Raw genomic sequence first — 20,900 nt, 5'->3', positions numbered from 1 at the left:
GGGCTTTTATCTCACGACATCAAGGCGGGAGTTAATCACTTCCATAGCTTTTTCAAAGACCTGATCTATGTCCAGATCCGTTGAATCGATTGTTACAGCATCTTCTGCCGGTACCAATGGCGCGACCGAACGATTGGTATCTCGCTCGTCTCTGGCCTGGATATCGGTTAAAAGGCGCGCAATATTAACATCCATGCCCTTAGCTTTCAACTGACCATAACGGCGCTCGGCGCGGGCTTCGGCACTGGCTGTCAGAAATATCTTCACTTCGGCATCGGGAAACACCACAGTGCCCATGTCGCGGCCATCGGCAACCAGGCCAGGTTCCTGCTGAAACGCACGCTGTCGTCTTAACAACGCTTCACGAACACGGGGTAAAGCAGCCACTTTAGAAGCTACGGCGCCTACCTGTTCGGTACGGATATCATCCGTTACATCTTCGCCTTCAAGAATGATGCGGGTGCCTTCAGCATTAGTCTCAAAGCTGACATCCAGCCCGGTGGCCAGAGGAACGATGGAATCTTCATCATCGCAGGGTAAGTCGTGATGCAGGGTGGCTACAGCGAGAACACGGTATATAGCGCCGCTGTCCAGAAAATGCCAACCTAATTTAGTGGCCAGTAAGCTACTTAACGTACCTTTACCAGCACCACTGGGACCGTCTACCGTGACTACGGGTGATGGATGCATACCTGCTCCGGATTTAATTAAAAGGTTCAAAAAACGCGCGCAATTATACGCGTATCCAGCGGATTGGCAATGCTGCGACGGACGCCGCAGCAACTTGTAACGTATTATTCTGCTGCAAGTGTATCAGCAGGTTGGCAAATGCCGGAAAAACGTTCGAAATAATCGGGGAAGGTTTTTGCCGTGCAGCCCGGGTCATTAATGGTCACCGGCGTATCGCTAAGGGCCACCAGGGAAAAGCACATAGCAATGCGGTGATCGTTGTACGTGTCGATAGCAGCATGACGCAACGCATCAGGTGGCGTAACAGTAATGTAATCTGTGCCCTCTTCCACCTCTGCCCCCAGCTTTTTAAGCTCGGTCGCCATAGCGTGCAGCCGATCCGTTTCTTTCACCCGCCAGTTGTGGATGTTACGAATGGCTGTTTTGCCGTTGGCAAACAGTGCTGTGGTGGCGATAGTCATGGCTGCATCGGGAATGTGGTTTAAATCCAGATCTACGCCTTGCAATGGCCCGCCGGTAACTTCGATATACTCGTCACTCCATGACACGGTAGCGCCCATTTGTTCAAGTACATCAGCAAAGCGTATGTCGCCCTGAATACTCGTGGCACCAATGCCCGTGACCCGCACCGTACCGCCTCCGATGGCGCCAGCGGCGAGGAAATATGAGGCAGAGCTGGCATCACCTTCTACCATAAACCGGCCAGGCGAACGGTAGCGCTGGCCTGCCGGGATAACAAATGACTGATAATCAAGATTCTCTACCACCACCCCGAATTTCGCCATGGTATCCAGGGTAATATCTATGTACGGCTTAGAAACCAGCTCGCCTTCAATATTAATTTTCAGCTCACCGGCGAACAGCGGCGCGGCCATCAGTACTGCAGTCAGAAACTGACTGGACACGCTGCCATCCACACTGACTTCACCTCCACGCAATTGCTTGCCACGGATGCTTAATGGCGGATAGCCTTCGTTTTTATCATAGGTAATGTCGGCGCCTGCCTGGCGCAGGGTGTTCACGAGATCGCCGATTGGACGCTCTTCCATGCGCGGCTCACCGGTGAGGGTCACCTGCACATCACTGGCAGCCAGCGCCGCACATAATGGCCGCATGGCCGTTCCTGCATTCCCTAAGAATAATGTCAGGGCCGCATCACTTTGAAACGCACGCCCGAGACCTTCTACTACGCAACGGGTGTTGTCGTGACTCAGGCTGTAGTTCACGCCCAGCTGCTTAAGTGCAGTAAGCATATGCCGAATGTCGTCACTGTCGAGTAAGTTGGTAAGTTCGGTGGTACCTGAAGCCAGCGCTGCCAGCAGCAGTGCGCGATTCGATAAGCTTTTCGACCCCGGCACATTCACTGTGCCCGACACTGCCCGTACCGGCTGCAAAGTTAACGAGTCAGTATTGCTCATCCGTGGGTCCTCTCAAATTCCTGCATAAACTCAACTAAGGCCACCACGCCATTGATTGGCATCGCGTTATAAATACTGGCGCGCATTCCACCCACAAACCGGTGGCCTTTAAGTGCCATCAGTCCGGCTTGCTCGGCCTGTTCCAGAAACAGGTTATCTAACTCTGGATTGGCCAGCTGAAAGGGCACATTCATGCGCGAGCGGTTGTCCGGATGAACATTACTTCTGTAAAACCCGGTGTTATTAATTTCTGCATAAAGCAGATTGGCTTTCTCTTCGTTGCGCTTATCAATGACCGACAGACCACCCTGCCCTTTCAGCCACTTAAACACCAGCCCCGCCAGATACCAGGAAAACGTGGGTGGTGTGTTGTACATAGAATCAGACTCCGCCAACAGCGCATAGTCAAAGATAGACGGTGTTTCCTGCCGGGCTTTGCCCACCAGATCGTCGCGGACTATAACCACTGACAGACCGGAAGGTCCGATATTTTTCTGAGCGCCGGCGTAAATCACACCGTAATCCTTAATGTTCAGCGGACGTGACAAAATTGTCGACGACATATCAGCGACCAATGGCACATCACCGGATTCTGGCAGCCAGTTAAATTCAATACCGTCTACTGTTTCATTCGGGCAAAAATGATAATAGGCTGCATCCGCCATCGATTCGTCAAACGCAGGCTTGGGTACGTAACGCAGACCATCCTTCTCAGCCACTTCGCCTACTACTTTGGCGTGGTTGAATTTGCTGGCTTCGCTGACAGCGCCTTTTGACCACGAGCCGGTAACCAGGTGCAGGCTGGTTTGATCGGCCGCGGAAAGGTTCAGAGGAACAGCGGCAAACTGACCCCGCCCGCCCCCATGGGTAAACAGTACGTGATAGTTGTCAGGTACTGCCAGCAAATCACGGAGGTCCTGTTCAGCTTCGGCAGCGACTTCCCGAAAATCTTTACCACGGTGACTGACTTCCATCACCGAACTGCCACTGTCACGCCAGTTCAGAAACTCATCTTTCGCCCACACCATAACGTCATGGGGCAACATGGCCGGACCGGCACTAAAGTTAAACACGTCATTCATAGTCGTTTTTCAACACCTGTAAACAAAACAAGCGGCTTGCGCCGCTTGTTAATTCAGAACCTGCATGTACTGGCAGCGTGGGCTGCCAGCATCACTCATGCGCTAGTCTTCTGTCGTGGAACTATCGTTGCTGTCCTGAGGCTCTTCGGACTGGGCAACTGCGATGTTTTCTTCACCGTCTTCTGCTAATGCGTCTTCCACTTCTTCGATACGTTGCAGGCCCACCACGTTTTCATCTTCTCCAGTACGGATAAGACGTACACCCTGGGTGTTACGGCCAACAATTGAGACTTCCGATACGCGGGTACGTACCAGCGTGCCCTGATCACTGATTAGCATAATTTCATTATTGTCGTCGACCTGTACGGCACCTACTACCTTACCGTTACGGTCAGAAACCTTAATTGAAACTACGCCCTGAGTCGCCCGGCTCTTCGCTGGGTAATCACTCAGTGGGGTACGCTTACCGAAACCATTTTCAGTGGCTGTCAGTACAGCGCCATCTCCGCGTGGTACAATCAGCGATACTACTTTCTGGTCTTCCAACAGTTTAATACCGCGGACACCCGTTGCAGTTCGTCCCATCGGCCGCAAAGCCAGTAACTCTTCACCGGTTTCCGGATCCCGTTTCACTTCACCGGTTTCGGCGTCGCGTAACTTCTCGTTAAAGCGTACAACTTTACCTGCATCAGAGAACAGCATAATGTCGTCATTGCCGTGGGTAATCGCCACCCCAATCAGTTCATCACCGTCATTCAGATTTACGGCAATAATGCCGCTTGAACGTGGGCGGGAATATAAGCTCAGATCCGTTTTCTTCACCACGCCGTTGGCCGTAGCCATGAGCACGAATTTGCCTTCCTCGAACTCTTTGATAGGCAGAATCGCGGTGATCCGCTCATCCGCCTCAAGCGGCAGAATATTCACAATAGGACGGCCACGGGCGTTGCGGCTGGCAAACGGTAATTGGTATACCTTGAGCCAATACAAACGGCCCCGGGTCGAGAAGCACAGTATGTGGTCATGGGTATTGGCCACTAACAGCTTCTCAATAATGTCTTCGTCTTTCATCTTCGTGGCCGACTTGCCCCGGCCACCGCGACGCTGCGCTTCGTAATCAGACAATTTCTGATATTTCACATACCCTTCACGAGACAGAGTAACAACCACATCTTCCTGCTCAATCAGGTCTTCGATGTCGATATCGTGGGTGGCAGCAGTGATTTCTGTACGACGCTCATCACCGTATTCGGCACGAATCGCTTCCAGCTCTTCTTTGATAACTTCCATCAGACGCGCAGGGCTGTTCAGAATATGCAGCAGCTCAGCAATTTGCTCAAGCAGGGCTTTATATTCATCAAGGATCTTCTCATGTTCCAGACCGGTCAGCTTGTGTAAGCGCAGATCCAGAATGGCTTGTGCCTGTTGCTCGGTCAGATAGTACTTACCGTCGCGAATACCGAATTCTGGCAGCAGCCAGTCTGGGCGTGCCGCATCATCACCGGCGCGATCCAACATCTTCGATACATCACCCAGCTCCCAACCCTGGCCTATCAGCGCTTTTTTCGCTTCAGCCGGACTCGGTGACGCTTTGATCACTTCGATAATGGGATCGATGTTGGCCAGAGCAATCGCCAGGCCTTCAAGGATGTGAGCACGGTCGCGGGCTTTACGCAGTTCGAAAACAGTACGACGGGTCACTACTTCGCGGCGGTGCAGGATAAAGGCTTCCAGCGTTTCTTTAAGGTTAAATACCTTAGGCTGGCCGTTATCCAGTGCCACCATATTAATACCAAATACCGTTTGTAACTGGGTATTGGCATACAGATGATTAAGCAGTACTTCGGCAGACTCGGAACGTTTAACTTCGATAACGATCCGCATGCCTTCTTTATCGGACTCGTCACGCAGTGCCGAGATGCCCTCAATGCGCTTCTCTTTTACCAGTTCGGCAATCTTTTCAATCAGTCGCGCTTTGTTGACCTGATACGGAATTTCGTTAACAACGATAGTTTCTTTACCATTGTCTTCGGTTTCGATTTCCGCTTTTGCGCGCATGTAAATTTTGCCGCGACCGGTGCGATAGGCATCTTCTATTCCCTTGCGTCCGCTGATCATGGCGGCGGTAGGGAAATCCGGACCTGGAATGTAGGTCATCAGATCTTCAATTGTGACATCCGGATTTTCAATCAGGGCAATACAGCCGGTAACCACTTCTGTCAGGTTGTGAGGCGGTATATTGGTTGCCATACCTACGGCAATACCTGATGAGCCGTTAACCAGCAGGTTAGGTACTTTAGTGGGTAAGACCTCAGGAATGAACTCGGTACCGTCATAGTTAGGTACGAAATCCACAGTTTCTTTATCGAGGTCAGCCAGTAACTCATGGGCAATTTTAGCCATTCTGACTTCGGTGTAACGCATGGCGGCAGCGGAGTCGCCATCGACCGAGCCAAAGTTACCCTGGCCATCGACCAGCATGTAACGCAGTGAGAATGGCTGTGCCATCCGCACAATGGTGTCATACACAGCAGAATCGCCGTGGGGGTGGTATTTACCAATGACATCACCAACCACACGCGCCGATTTCTTATACGGCTTGTTGAAGTCGTTCTTTAGCTCGTTCATGGCAAAAAGCACGCGACGGTGCACCGGCTTCAGGCCATCTCTTACATCGGGCAACGCGCGCCCAACAATAACGCTCATCGCGTAATCGAGATAAGAGTTTTTTAACTCTTCCTCAATATTTACGGGGAGGATTTCTTTAGCGTTATCAGTCATAAACTGCTTAATCCCTTGTTATCGGTTCATTTTGCGCTGCCGGGAAGTCACCAAGAGCATCCCCTCTGATAGCCGACGCGCAATTTATTATGGGGGGAGTCATTCAATCGAGTGTACCATCGGTTCGTCGAATAATGTAGCGCTGAATGCGGCGATCCCCCTACTGATAATGCCAAGCGCACATTTTTCGTGCAAGTGATACAAAACCCCAACTTCAACAGTGCCTTTACGGTGTAAATTGCGCTATGTTAGCGACGTATCATGTTTTTGCGGCACTACCACAGCCGCCTACTCTATCTGCGGATTTTTTATGACCAACGTCGACCAACAGGAAATTGATAAATTCGGTGATCTTGCCTCTCGCTGGTGGGATCCTGAAGGTGAATTCAAACCTCTTCATGCTATTAATCCATTGCGACTCGATTTCATTGCCCAGCATTGTGATGGGTTGTTTGATAAGCAGGTGGTGGATATTGGCTGTGGCGGCGGCATACTCGCAGAAAGCATGGCGCGTGCCGGAGCCAAAGTGACAGGCATTGACATGGCCGAACGCTCACTGGAAGTGGCCCGTTTGCACGGCCTTGAATCGGGTATAACCGTAGACTACCAGGTGAGTACCGCTGAAGACTTCGCACACTCCCATGCAGGTAAGTATGATGTGGTCACCTGTATGGAAATGCTTGAACACGTGCCCGAACCCGCTTCCGTGGTAGCCGCGTGCGCTAAGCTGGTGAAGCCGGGCGGCCATGTATTTTTCTCTACCCTGAACCGCAATATTAAGTCGTACCTGATGGGTATCGTGGGCGCCGAATATGTACTTGGATTGGTGCCCAAAGGCACCCACGAGCATGGCCGCTTTATCAAACCATCTGAGCTTATGCGCATGACGGATAATGCGGCTTTATTCAGTCGGCATATTACCGGACTACATATGGATCCCCTAACTCAGGCATTTTACCTGTCAGACAAAAACGTGGATGTAAATTACCTGCTACACACTGTTTCTGAAGGTTAACAAAATCACTATATGTGCTATGAGGCGAGCCAAACGCACACTATATATCGTGTTTATATAAAAATAATGGTTTAGGAATAATTTGTTTTATATAAATTTATTTTACGCCAATAGTGCTTGCATTTGTCTTACTAAACGCTTGTTAACCCCTTTTAGGTGAGTCACTACTAACCAAAAAATTCGTTAGGTTTAACTGCTGGATTAACCACCAGATATTGGGTTGCATTAAGACGCAAACCTCACTATCTTGTGGTTATTCCGAGCCACTCACGTACGCTGAATAACTCACAAATAAATAGCCAGTGCAACGTGACGGAACCAAAAAGATCGCACAGGATCTGGGCACCCCCATATCCTTAAGTAAAGAACAGAAAACGGGCGCATCTGCCCTCGCTACCAGCGCTAACACAAACGGCCAGTACCAATGAATAATAACTTATATGTCACCAAGCGTAACGGTGAGAAAGAGCCTATCGATCTGGAAAAAATCCACAAGGTCATTACATGGGCAGCCAAAGGGCTAAATAATGTCTCAGTTTCTCAGGTAGAAATTAAGGCACAAATTCAGTTCTACGACGGCATTAATACCAGTGAAATCCACGAAACACTGATCAAATCGGCAGCCGACCTTATTTCTACTGAAGCGCCTGACTATCAGTACCTGGCTGCGCGCCTTGCCATCTTCCACCTACGCAAGAAAGCCTACGGTGAGTTTGAGCCACCGGCGCTGCATGAACACGTCGCGCGTATGGTAGACATGGGCAAGTATGACGAACATCTGCTGACCGACTATACCACTGAAGAATTCGCCGAGATGGATAGCTATATCGATCACTGGCGCGATATGAACTTCAGCTATGCCGCTGTTAAGCAGCTGGAAGGTAAGTATCTGGTTCAAAACCGTGTTACCGGCGACATCTATGAAAGCGCACAGTTCTTATACATTCTGGTAGCGGCGTGTTTGTTTGCCAACTATCCAAAAGACACGCGGATGAGCTATATCCGCCGTTTTTATGATGCGACCTCAACGTTCAAACTGTCGTTGCCTACGCCAATTATGTCCGGCGTGCGCACCCCTACCCGTCAGTTCAGCTCATGCGTACTCATCGAAACCGGCGACAGCCTGGATTCAATCAACGCCACAGCCAGCGCCATTGTTAAATATGTCAGCCAGCGTGCCGGTATCGGTGTAAATGCAGGCCGTATCCGCGCCCTGGGCAGCCCCATTCGCGGTGGTGAAGCCTTCCACACAGGCTGTATTCCATTTTATAAATACTTCCAAACAGCGGTTAAAAGCTGCTCACAAGGCGGCGTGCGCGGTGGTGCTGCTACCCTGTTCTATCCGCTTTGGCATATGGAAGTTGAATCCTTACTGGTACTGAAGAACAACCGTGGGGTTGAAGAAAACCGTGTTCGTCATCTCGACTATGGTGTGCAGTTTAATAAACTGATGTATCAGCGCATGATGAAAGACGGCTACATTACCTTGTTCAGCCCGTCTGATGTGCCTGGCCTATACGACGCATTCTTCGCCGACCAGGAGAAGTTCGAAGAGCTGTACGTAAAATATGAAAACGATGACAGCATTCGCAAGAAACAAATTAAGGCTATGGAGCTGTTCAGCCTGTTTATGCAGGAGCGTGCCAGCACCGGTCGTATCTACCTTCAGAATGTAGACCACTGTAATACCCACAGTCCGTTCGATCCTAAAGTAGCACCGGTACGTCAAAGTAACCTGTGTCTGGAAATTGCGTTGCCTACTAAGCCGCTTGAGCATGTTAACGACGAAGAAGGCGAAATTGCACTATGTACCCTGTCTGCGTTCAACCTTGGTGCCATTAAGTCTCTCGACGAATTCGAAGAACTTTCAGATCTGGCCGTGCGTGCACTGGACAGCCTGCTCGATTATCAGGACTACCCGGTGCCTGCCGCGTACAATGCCACTATGGGTCGTCGAACCCTGGGTGTTGGCGTAATCAACTTCGCCTACTACCTGGCCAAGAACGGCGTGAAGTATTCAGATTTCAGCGCTAACAGTCTGGTACATAAAACGTTTGAAGCCATGCAGTATCATCTGCTGAAAGCGTCGAACAACCTGGCGAAAGAAAAAGGAGCGTGTCCTAAATTTAACGAGACAACGTACTCGCAGGGCATTCTGCCTATCGACTCGTATAAGAAAGACCTCGATAGCGTGTGTAACGAACCCCTGCAAATGGACTGGGAAAGCCTGCGAGCTGACATAAAAGCGCATGGTCTGCGTAATTCCACGTTGTCGGCACTGATGCCTTCTGAAACGTCGTCACAGATTTCTAATGCCACCAATGGTATTGAGCCGCCCCGCGGCCACATCAGTATTAAGTCAAGTAAAGACGGTGTACTGAAACAGGTTGTGCCGGACTACGAAAATCTGAAGGAGCAATATGAACTGCTGTGGGATATTCCTTCAAATGACGGTTACCTGCAGCTGGTAGGCATAATGCAGAAATTTATCGATCAGACCATTTCTGCCAACACCAACTACGATCCCAGTAAATACGAAGGTGGCAAGGTTCCCATGAAGCTGTTGCTGAAAGACCTGCTGACTACATACAAACTGGGCGTGAAAACGCTGTATTATCATAACACCCGCGACGGTGCTGCTGATTCCAGCTCCATTGAGGCCAAAGCACAACAACAAAAACCTCAGGCGCAGGAAGTTGTCGTAGAAGAGGACGATGATTGTGCAGGCGGTGCGTGCAAGATTTAAGCACGCATCTTTCCACAGCAGGAACCTCAGTCATTAACGCGTTTGTTTTGAACTCAGTTGGGTAATTATGAAATACACCACATTTAATCAGCAAAGCATCAACCCTCTGGTTGAGCCAATGTTTTTCGGTAACCCGGTCAATGTGGCCCGGTATGACCAACAGAAACATGCTATTTTTGAAAAGCTAATTGAGAAACAAATCAGCTTTTTCTGGCGGCCGGAAGAAGTGGATGTCACCCGTGACCGGGTAGACTTCCAAAAGCTAACCGATCCGGAAAAGCACATTTTCATTTCGAACCTCAAATACCAGACACTGCTCGACTCAGTACAGGGGCGCAGTCCGAACATTGCGTTCCTGCCTATCGTGTCGCTGCCAGAACTGGAGACCTGGGTAGAAACCTGGTCGTTTTTTGAGACCATCCATTCACGTTCTTACACGCATATTTTACGGAACCTGTTTTCTGACCCCAGTGATATCTTTGAAGATATCGTGGTAAACGACGAGATTAAACGTCGTGCATCAGATATCTCCAAGTATTACGATGATTTGATCTTTGCCACGCAGCTATGGCAAACCCAGGGCGAAGGCGTTCATACCGTAGACGGTGAGGTTCATACCATCAACATGTATGAACTGAAGAAGAAGCTGTTCCTGTGCATGAACTCAGTCAACGCGCTGGAAGCAATTCGCTTCTATGTGTCCTTTGCCTGTACGTTTGCCTTTGCCGAACGCAAGCTAATGGAAGGTAATTCGAAAATCATCCGTTTAATTGCCCGTGACGAGAACCTGCACCTGTCCTCTACCCAGCACATTCTTAATTTGTGGGCGCGGGGCAAAGACGATCCGGATATGGCGCAAATTGCTGAGGAATGTCAGGAAGAAGCCAAAGCTATCTTCATGAACGCGGTAGACCAGGAAAAGCAATGGGCCGACTATCTGTTCCAGAATGGTTCCATGATAGGTCTGAATAAAGATATTCTGTGCCAGTATATTGAGTACATTGCTAATCAACGCATGTCAGCCATTGGCTTTGATATGCCGTTCGATGTTACCAGTAACCCACTACCATGGATGAACAACTACCTTAACTCAGATAACGTGCAGGTTGCGCCACAGGAATCTGAAATAAGCTCTTATCTGGTAGGCCAGATTGACTCTGCCGTCAGCGAAGACGACTTTGCAGATTTTGAGCTGTAACGCCGGGTGAATGAGTAAGACCGAAGACGCATTCCGCATCGACGTGGTTGATGTGGGGTGCGTTAATTCACGCCCCGACAAAACACTGCTGGAGTCACTGGAAGCCGACAATATTCCGGTGCATGCCCACTGCCGTGAAGGCTTTTGCGGTGCCTGCCGCACCAAGCTTCTCGACGGCGAAGTCAATTACACCACCGACCCACTGGCATTTATCGACGACGATGAGATTTTACCATGCTGTTGTGTGCCACTGTCTGCCCTGAAAATTAAAGTTCCGCTTTAACATTCTCTCGTAGTACGGCGCTTACAGATCTCTATTCGTCCCCCCCCGCTGCCCAGCTCAGCAACCTTTCCCTTACCGGCAACCACGCGCGGGTTGTGGCAATTCTGGGTATTTTTATGTTTGTGATTGGGGTTAGCTACAGCCTTTGCCGAAAGCTGCAACACCTAGCCTGTGCTCAGTGACGGCGGATAACTACCGCTATACCGCTTAAAATAGCCACAGAAGACAATACAATTTGTGCGGTTATGGGTTCGCCCAGAAATAGCCACCCAGCCAGAACTGCGAACACCGGTACGCTTAATTGTATGGTGGCGGCATTCGTAGAAGAAAGGTACGGCAAAACGTAATACCAGACTGCATAACCCAGCGCCGATGCGATGGCACCCGACCCCACCCCCAGCAACACGCCTTTAAGATCCCATTGCGCGTCACCCAATGCCAGAATGACTGCAAGCAACGCCGCCACAAAAACCAGTGAATAAACGAAATTTCCAGTAGTCACAGCGAGACCAGAAACCGCACCTTTACCAAGTATGGAATAGGTACCCCAGGCTATGCCTGCCACCAACATAATGAATGCAGAAGTTAACGGTGGCGGGCTTATACCCGGTAACAACAGTACTACCAAGCCACTCAACGCCATCAGCAGACCGGCAATTTGCCAGCCTCTTAGTTGTTCACCTCGCAGCCAGCCATACCCGATCATCGTCAACTGAACTGCGCCGAACAGCAGTAACGCACCGGTTCCGGTGGTCATGCTGACATACGCAAATGAAAAGGCAGCAGCGTATACGAATAACGCCCCGGCACCCTTCCAGCTGCCCTGGTGGGTCACTGAGCCGGGTTTACGCTGGGCCAGCAATAATAACAGTAAAGCGCCACTTGCCAGCCTGATTGCAGTGAACATGCCTGGCGACGTCGCGCTTTCCACCAATGCCATCCTGCACAGCAGGGAATTGGCCGCAAAGGCCAGCATCGCCAGTAACGTAAATCCGGCTATTGATATCCGTGAGGGCGAAGAAACGTGAGCATTCACGGTAAGTCCTTTGTACGGTGGTGGGTAATAGAAAGTAAAAACATCATGCCAGCCGGTATATGCCACCAACAGACAGTGCTAAAAAAAGGGCCTGTCGGCCCTTTTTTTGTTTATAGTTTCAGACCGAGTCGTTCAGCCACTTCGATATAGGTTTCAACGACCGAACCTAAACCCTGACGGAATCTGTCTTTATCCATTTTCTTGCGGGTTTCTTTGTCCCACAGACGACACCCGTCCGGCGTGAACTCATCGCCTAAAACGATATTACCGTTGGCATCCACGCCAAATTCCAGTTTGTAATCGACCAGGATCATACCGGCAGCATCGAACAGGGCTTTAAGAACCGCATTCACTTCAAACGTGAGTGCCTTCATTTTCTCAACCTGGTCGGCGGTCGCCCAGCCGAACGAGGCAATATGGTAATCATTAACCATGGGATCGTGCAGCGCATCGTTTTTCAGAAAAAACTCGAACACGGGCGGCTCAAGCGCCATCCCTTCCTCAACGCCCAGACGGCGAACCAGTGAACCGGCCGCCACATTGCGAACCACACATTCTACCGGGATCATATCCAGCTTCTTAACAACCGACTCCGTGTCAGATAACAGAGACTCAACCTGGGTGGCAATGCCTGCCTCTTCCAGTTTGGTCATAATGAAGTGATTAAACTTGTTATTCACTTCACCTTTGCGTTCAAGCTGTTCAATTTTTTCACCATCGAAAGCCGACGTATCGTTACGAAAATGCAGGATTAGCTTTTCGCTGTCGTCAGTAAAATAAACAGTTTTGGCCTTGCCGCGGTAAAGCTCTTCACGTTTTTGCATGGTGACTCTCAATTATATATCCAGGTTATCTTCCGACATTACCTGCGCGAACGCATCAAACAATTCAGACACCTGTTTGGCGTCAAAAGGCTCACTCTCATCGTTCATGAAGGTAATAGAGGTTTTATCTGCTGACAGCTCGTTAAGTTGTAATCTGTAATCGCCCTCTTCCAGCAATTCTTCATCGCTACCAATCAGGTTATTCCACCACCCGTCATCGGTACCATTGTATGTTACGAATAACAGGCCAGTAGACTTGTCCAGATCTTTCACGTCGAAATTAAGTTTTCTGAGTACCAGCAACGTGCGGGGCCAGGCAACATCGTATTTTGCCGCGACCACATAAGCAGGCTCACCATCCGGATTGAAACCCATTTCAATATTCAACCCCTGACGGATACGGGCTATACGGCGGCTGTCTTCAAGCTGAATTTGGTATTCATAGTGGTTGATCACCTGATTCAGAATATCAACTTCTTCGCGACGTTCCTGCAAGTCGTTAAGGTCTGCGGTGACGTCATCGCCGCGGGTGGCCATATAGTCTTTCAGTTCTACCATCAGCGCTGCGGTTCGCCCGTGTGGTTTTTTCTCCATGGAAAACTCGAACCGGCGGCCTACCTGCTCTTCAGACTCGCTCCAGTCGTACCAACTACTGTCTTCTTCTTTGCCAATGACCATCCAGTCGGTGATAAGCACTCCCTCTTCCGGGTTAAAGGTATCCACACCTATGCCCTGCTGGTCCAGAAAACTAAGCAGCGAGTTCCAGATGGCTTTATCTAACGGCTGACTGTCATCCACCTGATCGAACCATACCATCGCCCGCTTGGCACCTTCTTCGACATGCGACCCGGTGACCAGCGGCATAACCAATGCCGGTGACTGAACCACTAACTTCTTGCCCACCAGATCAGGATCAGCCTGCTCACCCACTTCTGGTAAAGCATACTCATCGGAAAATTCAGGTTTGTCTAACGACTCAGGTATTTGAACAGGCGCATTATCTTGCGCCTTCACATAGTCAAAACTACCAGAAGCCGCTTTACGGTCCTGTTGGCTTGCACAACCTGTAAGGGCCAGTACGGTCAGGCCACTCACTAAAGCCAGGGTTTTATTCATCGGGGATCCTTATTAACCAGCAATCAATGCGTATTTTTTTAGTATTGCTTCGATTTGATTTTTGCTTGCAAGTTCCGGCGCTACCATAGGTAATCGCAAATGAGCGGTTCTCATCATACCCATTTTATACAATGCCCACTTGGGCATAACAGGGTTGGGCTCGATAAACAGACCGGTATGCAGCTCATTTATGGTGTTGTCAATTTCTTTGCAGGTGGCGAAATCACCTTGTAAGGCCGCATCACACATTTTCGCCATCGCCTCCGGCACCACATTGGCGGTCACCGAGATGACACCATGGCCGCCCTCACACAAAAACTCACAACTGGTGGCATCATCACCACTTAGCATCACAAAGTTATCGGGGACCAAAGGCTGAGTTTGTTTCAGGCGGGCAATATCGCCGGTAGCATCTTTTAAACCAACAATATTATTGTGGGTAGCGAGTTCTGCCACCGTTTCAGGCAGCATGTCTGCCACTGTGCGGCCTGGTACGTTATAAAGAATAATTGGTAAGTCTGAGGCGTCTGCAATGGCAGTAAAGTGGGCGATCATGCCCCGTTGCTGGGGTTTATTGTAGTAAGGTACTACGCTCAAGAAGCCGTCAACACCGGCATCGGCCAATTGTTCCGTAAGAAAAATTGCCTCGGCCGTAGAGTTTGCGCCGCTACCGGCCACGACGGGGATGCGGCCCTGCGCCATCTTCACTGTTTGTTTTACAACTTGCACATGTTCATCAAATGGCAGCGTGGTTGATTCGCCGGTGGTTCCTACCGACACAATACCATGCGTACCGTGATCAATGTGGAACTGAACCAGTTTTTCGAGGGCCGGGTAATCGATGTCGCCGTTATCCATCATCGGCGTGACCAGTGCTACATAGCTGCCAGTAAACATAATCTCTCCGCAATTTGTGAGCGCACATGGTAAATATGTCACGGCGTAAAAACAAGCAGAGAGATGCCCGAACACGCAATTAAACGGGTGTAAAAACCTTCAGCCTGAGGGCCCTGGTGCTGATGTTATCCGGTAAAGTATCGCCGGGACTGAATATTAACTCATAGTGGCAGTCAAAATTTACTCTGTGATACCATCTGTTTCTGAACAGAATTGACGCATGACTCATGGCAAAGCAACAACTTATCGTGACAATCCTGGGCACAGACAGCAGCGGTATTCTCAGTGAGATCGCTGCCACCGTTTCTGAAGCTCAGTGCAACATCCTTGACAGTCGACAGGCCATTTATGGGCAGGAATTCTCACTGACCATGATTCTGGAAGGGACTCACCCGGCCATTACTAAGGCTGAGTGTACTATACCGCCACTCTGTCAGCGCCTTAACCTGCTGTCTATGATGAAGCGAACGAGCCACCACGCGAAGCAGAATCTGGCCCACCTGATTGATGTGGAATTCAGTGGTGAGGATACTGCCGGGCAAATAAAAGAAGTCACGGGCTTTTTCGCCCAACGACACTCATCAATCAGCGCTTTCCGTCAGCGTACATTTCAGGATGAACAAACAGGGCAGGAAATGATGCGCTGCAAGTTTGTGGTAAACGTACCTGATTCTGTAGACTTTGATGAATTGAAAACCTCCCTTACGTCACTGTTTGAAAAGTTAGCTGTCAGTGGCAAAGTGAAAGACAAATACAATAAGGATTCTGATGAAAACGTTACAAGCTGGTGATAACGCCCCACAGTTTACCCTTCCGGATCAAAACGGCGACGAGGTTGCTCTTAGTAACTTTGCCGGTAAAAAAGTGCTGGTTTATTTTTACCCCAAAGCGATGACCCCGGGTTGTACTGTGCAGGCACAAGGCCTGCGGGATATCCAGTCAGAGCTGGAGAAGCAAAATGTGGTGGTATTGGGGATCAGTCCTGACGCGGTTAAACGCTTGCCGAAATTCATAGAGAAAGAAAACCTCAATTTTACTTTATTGTCAGATGAAGACCATGCTGTTGCCGATGCTTTCGGGGTATGGGGGCCGAAGAAATTTATGGGTAAAGAGTACGATGGTATTCACCGTCTGAGCTTTCTGATTGATGAGCAGGGAAAAATTGAACACGTGTTTAACAAGTTCAAAACCAAAGAGCACCACATTGTAGTGCTGGACTACTTGTCACAAAACAGCTAACCCCTTATTCATTACATGAAGAAGCCCGCAAGTTGCGGGCTTTTTTTGTGGTCACTGTGTCGCTTACCAATGCTTACATAAAGCTTCGTTTAGTAAATACATATATATAAGCACAAAGTTACGCATAACCGTTACTGGCGGCGCCGGTAACACGAATTAGCTACCTCGCCTTATCTATTAGTTCGCGCCAGCCAGCAGCGAGACGTCCAGGGGTGTCTTTGCGCTTCCCGGTCAGACCTCAGTCGTTTCGGGTAGCGGTGCCGGATTGCCAGACCAGGCCGTAATCACCGCTTTTACCAGCGTAGCCAGCGGGATGGCAAAAAACACGCCCCAGAACCCCCACAAGCCACCAAATACCAGCACAGCTATAATGATATAAAGCGGGTGCAGGCTCACCGCTTCAGAAAACAACACCGGAACCAACAGGTTGCCATCCAGCGCCTGAATAATGCCGTACGCAATCATGAGGTACCAGAATTCCGGCGAAATTCCCCACTGAAACATAGCTACAATGCCAACCGGGATGGTTACCACTGCGGCCCCGATATAAGGAATAAGCACTGACAGGCCCACCAATACACCGAGCAATATCGCGTACCGGAGATCCATCAATACAAACGTGGCACACGACACTGCACCCACGATAAGAATTTCAATAACCTTACCGCGAATGTAATTCGCTATCTGAGCATTCATTTCATGGCCAACCTGGGAAATCAGACGGCGCTCTTTAGGCAGGATTTTCGAGATGTTCGCCAGGAAAAACAATTTGTCTTTCAGCATAAAGAACACCATCAGCGGCACCAGAATAAGGTAAACCAGCAGCGCAGCCACATTGGCAATATTACTGAAAGAGGCTGAAATCAGGCTTTCCCCTACCTCTACCAGTTTGTCGTTTAACCCTTCCATCATCTGGTGGATCTGATACACCTGCACATACTTAGGGTATTTATCGGGCAGCGTTAGGATCCAGTCCTGAGCCTGCTGCCAGATAACCGGCGTTTCCTGAATGAGATTCACACTTTGCTTTGTGATGATTGGCAGTAGACCAATAAACATTGCCACTGTGACCGCAAGAAACGCCAGCAGCACAATCGTAGAAGCGATACTCCGTCCCATACCCACATTTACCAGCCGACACACCGGCCAGTCCAGCAGATACGCGATAACAGCCGCCACCAACACTGGCATGATCAGTTCTCCCCAGAGCAGGAGGATGGCGGTAGAGAAGACGATAAGAATGAGCAGCATGGCCGCATCGGGATCAGAGAATTTGCGTCGGTACCAGCGACCAACTACATTCAGCATGTTAAGTTTCCTGCGTATAAACCAAATAATGGACGAGCATCATAGGGTATATTGCCCTGAGTGAGCAACATTCCCCGTACTTACGTATCAGCGGGTTGTAGATGACATTCAACCGTTGCCGCTTTACTATTAAACCATCTGCTGCGGCACAACGACCAATTTATACGATAAAGTTTGAAACTGTTGCGGCCATTCGCGGCTCTAAGTCGCAAAGCTTTGTTGTACGTACAAGACGAAGGTGTAATGAAAGTATTCGCGCGTAAAGGACTCACCGCTTGCCTGTTTGGATTGGCTTTCAGCCTGGCAGCCGTGGCTCAGGACTCCAGTTTTTCGAATAAAAATACGCTCCCAGAGATTGGCGTGGTCGCTTCTGAGGCGATTTCGCTGGACAAAGAAATGATGGTAGGTGACGCAGTCATGCGTCAAATGCGCGGTCAGGCCCCGCTTATATCCGATCCCATTCTGGATGAATATTTACAGGATCTGGGCAATCGCCTGGTGGTACATGCGGAAAACGCCAAATTCCCGTTCACCTTCTTCTGGGTGAATAATGATGCCATTAATGCCTTTGCATTTTTTGGGGGTCATATCGGTGTGCATGCCGGACTGATCCGCCGAGCCGATAACGAAAGCGAACTGGCGTCGGTGCTGGCCCACGAAATTTCCCACGTTACCCAACGCCACATTGCCCGGCGTATGCAAGCTCAGCAGCGTGCCACGCCCATTGCTATTGCCTCCATGCTGGGCGGCGTATTACTGGCCATGGCTAGCCCTCAGGCCGGGATTGCGGCAATGCAGGCTGGCTCAGCGGCCTCTGCACAATTGCAAATTGACTACACCCGGTCGAATGAGCAGGAGGCCGACCGCATAGGCATCGCAATGCTGGCTCGTGCCGGCTTCGACCCGAATGCTGCGGCCAGCTTTTTCTCCACCATGGCCGAAGAATACCGAATGGTCTCACGCCCGCCGGCCAGGCTGCTGACCCACCCTCTCACAGAAACCCGGGTCGCCGATGCCCGCTCCCGGGCGGCGGATTACCCGGATAAACGAATTCGACCGGTTAAAAGCTTTCATCTGGCAAAAGCCCGGATCGTGTCCCGCTACTCCTTTGATGCGGACTACGCCCTGGAACATTTCCAGGCGGCCGTGGATAGCGGCGATTATCCGCACGCAGAAGCGGCAATGTATGGTCTGGGGCTGGCCCATATGCGCAATGAGAACTATGCCGAAGCCAGAGACATCATCATTGATACTCTGTTAAAGGACGATCCGGCGAACTTATTCTACCTCGACGCTGCCACAGACATATCACTGGCCGAAGACCTGCATAAAGAAGCTATCTCCCGGCTTGAACCACATATGTCGCTGACGCCGCGTAATACAGTGCTGGCTTTAAACTACGCCAACGCGTTAATACAAGGGGGCCAGTACAGTACTGCTACCCAGGTGCTTAAAGATTACTTGCTGGTTAATCCTGAGTATGAACTGGCCTACCAGCTGCTGGCCGAAGCCCATCGTGAGGCTAAGCAATTTGGTGATATGCATCAGGCCAAAGCCGAAGTATTTGCGTTGTATGGTGCCTACTCCAGAGCCGTGGATGAACTGCAGTACGCGTATAATTTTGCCGGCGATGACCATCTGGTTAAGCAGCGGATCCGGGCCCGCATTAAGCAGTTACGGGACCAGGAAGATCGTTTAAAGCGGCTGTGATTGCAGGCGTTGTAAAGTCTCGTGTAGCAACGCTTCACTGACTTCACCCATCAGGGTTTTCCGCACCTGGCCATCCGGGCCGATAATAAAAGTGGCCGGCAGATACGGCGGCTTCTGCATGGGCAAGACTAGCTCGGCATCCGGTACTACCAGGGGAAGGTCAATCTGGTACTGGTCTTTCAACGCGTACAGTTTATCCTTGGTCAGCGGGTCGTAGCTGACCGCAAACAGCTCGGTATTGGCTGGTGCAGTGCGGCTGAATTCGACCAGCTCTGGAATTTCACGTAAACATGGTGCGCACCATTCAGCAAAGTAGTTCACCACTACCCACTGCCCTTCATAATCTGACCAGCGGTGGTTTTCCCCATCCAGGGTGCTGAAATCATGCTGTAATGCCTGCCAGCTGGCCACGCCGGTAACCAGTGCTGCCGTCAGTAGAATGATAATAATGGCAGGGCGGAACTGTCCGCGCTGGTTAACACGTAAACCCGTAAATCTCATCGTTACCTCTTGATCAACATGCATAAACACGCAATAGTCCGTGCATTATCTTTAACTCTGCCCGCCTTGCGGGTTATATCAGCAAACGGAACAGAAAATGTCCAGCATTACCCTCATTCATAATCCGCGCTGTTCAAAAAGCCGTCAGACTCTCGCGTTATTACAAGAGCACGGGATCGTGCCGAACGTACTTGAATACCTGAAAACCCCTTTGGACGAAGAATCATTGCGGGCGATATTTTCAAAATTGCCGCAACAACAGGTGATCGAAATGGTGCGAACCAAAGAAGCGGAGTTCAAAGACGCCGGTCTGAGTAAAACTGACAGCAGCGATGACGCACTGTTCGCTGCCATGGCGGCCTATCCAAAGTTGATTGAACGACCTATCGTGATTAATGATGATAAAGCCCGCATTGGCCGGCCTCCCGAAGCTGTACTGGAAATTATCTAGTGGCACCTGTACTGGTTTTATATTACAGCCGCAATGGCTCTACCCGCCAACTGGCTGATGCTATTGCACAGGGCGTTGAGCAGACCGGTGCCACCGCATGGGTGCGCACCGTACCGGCGTTAACCAGCTATACTGGCGACGCCCCGCCACCGCCGCCAGAAAGTGGACCGCCCTATGTCACGGTAGACGAACTTGCTCGGTGCAGTGGTTTGGCGTTAGGCAGCCCTACCCGGTTTGGCAACATGGCGGCCCCGCTCAAGCACTTTCTGGATGGTACCAGCCAACAGTGGTTAAGCGGTGCTCTCATTAATAAACCCGCCTGTGTTTTCACGTCCACGTCGAGTATGCATGGGGGTCAGGAAACCACGCTGATCAGCATGATGCTACCCTTGCTTCATCACGGTATGGTGTTTTGCGGTTTGCCTTATTCTGAACCGGCGTTGCATGAAACCCAATCAGGTGGCACACCGTATGGAGTAACACACGTGGCGCACAACAACGAGACCCGGCTGACCGCACACGAAAAGTCATTGTGTAAGGCCCAGGGCCAACGGCTGGCTGAGCTAGCCAACAAATTATCTTCCAGCCATCAAGAGGTAAAGTGA

19 protein-coding genes are annotated in these 20,900 nt (G+C 50.3%); 9 read left to right on the top strand and 10 right to left on the bottom strand.

Going from position 1 to position 20,900, the window contains the following annotated elements; translation table 11 throughout:
- Positions 1-6 precede the first annotated feature (6 nt).
- From cmk to gyrA, 4 genes are all read right to left on the bottom strand, one after another.
- A complete protein-coding gene (gene cmk / locus OCL06_RS05635; RefSeq protein ID WP_262992765.1) occupies positions 7-690 on the bottom strand; it encodes a (d)CMP kinase in 684 nt (227 codons plus the stop codon).
- 104 nt (positions 691-794) lie between these two features.
- Positions 795-2,108 carry a 3-phosphoshikimate 1-carboxyvinyltransferase gene (gene aroA, locus OCL06_RS05630; RefSeq protein WP_262992764.1) on the bottom strand — a complete coding sequence of 438 codons (1,314 nt, stop codon included), beginning with the start codon at positions 2,106-2,108 and terminating at the stop codon, positions 795-797.
- Positions 2,105-3,190, bottom strand: a complete 1,086-nt coding sequence (gene serC, locus OCL06_RS05625; RefSeq protein WP_262992763.1) for a 3-phosphoserine/phosphohydroxythreonine transaminase — start codon at positions 3,188-3,190, stop codon at positions 2,105-2,107. Before serC ends, aroA begins: the two co-directional genes overlap by 4 nt.
- Positions 3,191-3,292: 102 nt before the next feature.
- Positions 3,293-5,971: a DNA topoisomerase (ATP-hydrolyzing) subunit A gene (gyrA, locus tag OCL06_RS05620; protein ID WP_262992762.1), complete on the bottom strand. Its 2,679-nt coding sequence runs from the start codon at positions 5,969-5,971 to the stop codon at positions 3,293-3,295.
- Between the two features lie 310 nt (positions 5,972-6,281).
- Here gyrA and ubiG point away from each other — a divergent pair, with 310 nt between their 5' ends.
- The 4 genes from ubiG (at position 6,282) to yfaE (ending at position 11,213) form a co-directional block, all read left to right on the top strand.
- On the top strand, positions 6,282-6,986 hold the full coding sequence (gene ubiG, locus OCL06_RS05615; protein ID WP_262992761.1) for a bifunctional 2-polyprenyl-6-hydroxyphenol methylase/3-demethylubiquinol 3-O-methyltransferase UbiG: 705 nt from the start codon (positions 6,282-6,284) through the stop codon (positions 6,984-6,986).
- A 424-nt stretch (positions 6,987-7,410) separates the two neighbouring features.
- A complete protein-coding gene (gene nrdA, locus OCL06_RS05610; RefSeq protein ID WP_262992760.1) occupies positions 7,411-9,732 on the top strand; it encodes a class 1a ribonucleoside-diphosphate reductase subunit alpha in 2,322 nt (773 codons plus the stop codon).
- Positions 9,733-9,799: 67 nt separating this feature from the next.
- Positions 9,800-10,930 carry a class Ia ribonucleoside-diphosphate reductase subunit beta gene (gene nrdB / locus OCL06_RS05605; RefSeq protein WP_262992759.1) on the top strand — a complete coding sequence of 377 codons (1,131 nt, stop codon included), beginning with the start codon at positions 9,800-9,802 and terminating at the stop codon, positions 10,928-10,930.
- A gap of 10 nt (positions 10,931-10,940) precedes the next feature.
- Complete coding sequence (gene yfaE, locus OCL06_RS05600) at positions 10,941-11,213, top strand: class I ribonucleotide reductase maintenance protein YfaE (RefSeq protein WP_262992758.1); 273 nt, start codon at positions 10,941-10,943, stop codon at positions 11,211-11,213.
- 175 nt (positions 11,214-11,388) lie between these two features.
- On the opposite strand, the gene OCL06_RS05595 is transcribed toward yfaE, so the two are convergent.
- From OCL06_RS05595 to dapA, 4 genes are all read right to left on the bottom strand, one after another.
- Positions 11,389-12,249, bottom strand: a complete 861-nt coding sequence (locus OCL06_RS05595) for a DMT family transporter (protein ID WP_308445995.1) — start codon at positions 12,247-12,249, stop codon at positions 11,389-11,391.
- Between the two features lie 110 nt (positions 12,250-12,359).
- Positions 12,360-13,073: a phosphoribosylaminoimidazolesuccinocarboxamide synthase gene (gene purC, locus OCL06_RS05590; protein WP_262992757.1), complete on the bottom strand. Its 714-nt coding sequence runs from the start codon at positions 13,071-13,073 to the stop codon at positions 12,360-12,362.
- A 12-nt stretch (positions 13,074-13,085) separates the two neighbouring features.
- Entirely contained in the window at positions 13,086-14,189 is a 1,104-nt protein-coding gene (gene bamC / locus OCL06_RS05585) for an NlpB/DapX family lipoprotein (RefSeq protein ID WP_262992756.1), read from the bottom strand.
- 12 nt (positions 14,190-14,201) lie between these two features.
- Positions 14,202-15,086 carry a 4-hydroxy-tetrahydrodipicolinate synthase gene (dapA, locus tag OCL06_RS05580; protein ID WP_262992755.1) on the bottom strand — a complete coding sequence of 295 codons (885 nt, stop codon included), beginning with the start codon at positions 15,084-15,086 and terminating at the stop codon, positions 14,202-14,204.
- Positions 15,087-15,313: 227 nt separating this feature from the next.
- Between dapA and OCL06_RS05575 the strand changes: the two genes are divergently transcribed.
- Together OCL06_RS05575 and bcp are read left to right on the top strand one after the other, a co-directional pair.
- Positions 15,314-15,877 (top strand): glycine cleavage system transcriptional repressor, encoded by a 564-nt coding sequence (locus tag OCL06_RS05575; RefSeq protein ID WP_262992754.1) that lies wholly within the window; start codon positions 15,314-15,316, stop codon positions 15,875-15,877.
- Positions 15,855-16,325 carry a thioredoxin-dependent thiol peroxidase gene (bcp, locus tag OCL06_RS05570; RefSeq protein ID WP_262992753.1) on the top strand — a complete coding sequence of 157 codons (471 nt, stop codon included), beginning with the start codon at positions 15,855-15,857 and terminating at the stop codon, positions 16,323-16,325. Before OCL06_RS05575 ends, bcp begins: the two co-directional genes overlap by 23 nt.
- A 231-nt stretch (positions 16,326-16,556) precedes the next feature.
- On the opposite strand, the gene OCL06_RS05565 is transcribed toward bcp, so the two are convergent.
- Positions 16,557-17,633: an AI-2E family transporter gene (locus tag OCL06_RS05565; protein WP_262992752.1), complete on the bottom strand. Its 1,077-nt coding sequence runs from the start codon at positions 17,631-17,633 to the stop codon at positions 16,557-16,559.
- 243 nt (positions 17,634-17,876) lie between these two features.
- Between OCL06_RS05565 and bepA the strand changes: the two genes are divergently transcribed.
- On the top strand, positions 17,877-19,343 hold the full coding sequence (bepA, locus tag OCL06_RS05560; RefSeq protein WP_262992751.1) for a beta-barrel assembly-enhancing protease: 1,467 nt from the start codon (positions 17,877-17,879) through the stop codon (positions 19,341-19,343).
- Here bepA and OCL06_RS05555 read toward each other — a convergent pair.
- On the bottom strand, positions 19,329-19,844 hold the full coding sequence (locus OCL06_RS05555; protein WP_262992750.1) for a TlpA family protein disulfide reductase: 516 nt from the start codon (positions 19,842-19,844) through the stop codon (positions 19,329-19,331). The two genes, bepA and OCL06_RS05555, sit on opposite strands and share 15 nt — an antisense overlap.
- 97 nt (positions 19,845-19,941) lie before the next feature.
- Here OCL06_RS05555 and arsC point away from each other — a divergent pair, with 97 nt between their 5' ends.
- Positions 19,942-20,295, top strand: coding sequence for an arsenate reductase (glutaredoxin) (gene arsC, locus OCL06_RS05550; protein ID WP_262992749.1), 354 nt, complete (start codon positions 19,942-19,944; stop codon positions 20,293-20,295).
- Positions 20,295-20,900 (top strand): NAD(P)H:quinone oxidoreductase, encoded by a 606-nt coding sequence (gene wrbA / locus OCL06_RS05545; protein ID WP_262992748.1) that lies wholly within the window; start codon positions 20,295-20,297, stop codon positions 20,898-20,900. The genes arsC and wrbA overlap by 1 nt, the downstream gene beginning before the upstream one ends.

Source organism: Alteromonas salexigens, from assembly GCF_025628895.1.
GTDB classification, from domain to species: domain Bacteria; phylum Pseudomonadota; class Gammaproteobacteria; order Enterobacterales; family Alteromonadaceae; genus Alteromonas; species Alteromonas salexigens.
The sequence above is the reverse complement of the archived record's forward strand: the minus strand, read 5'-3'. Positions and strand labels throughout refer to the sequence as shown.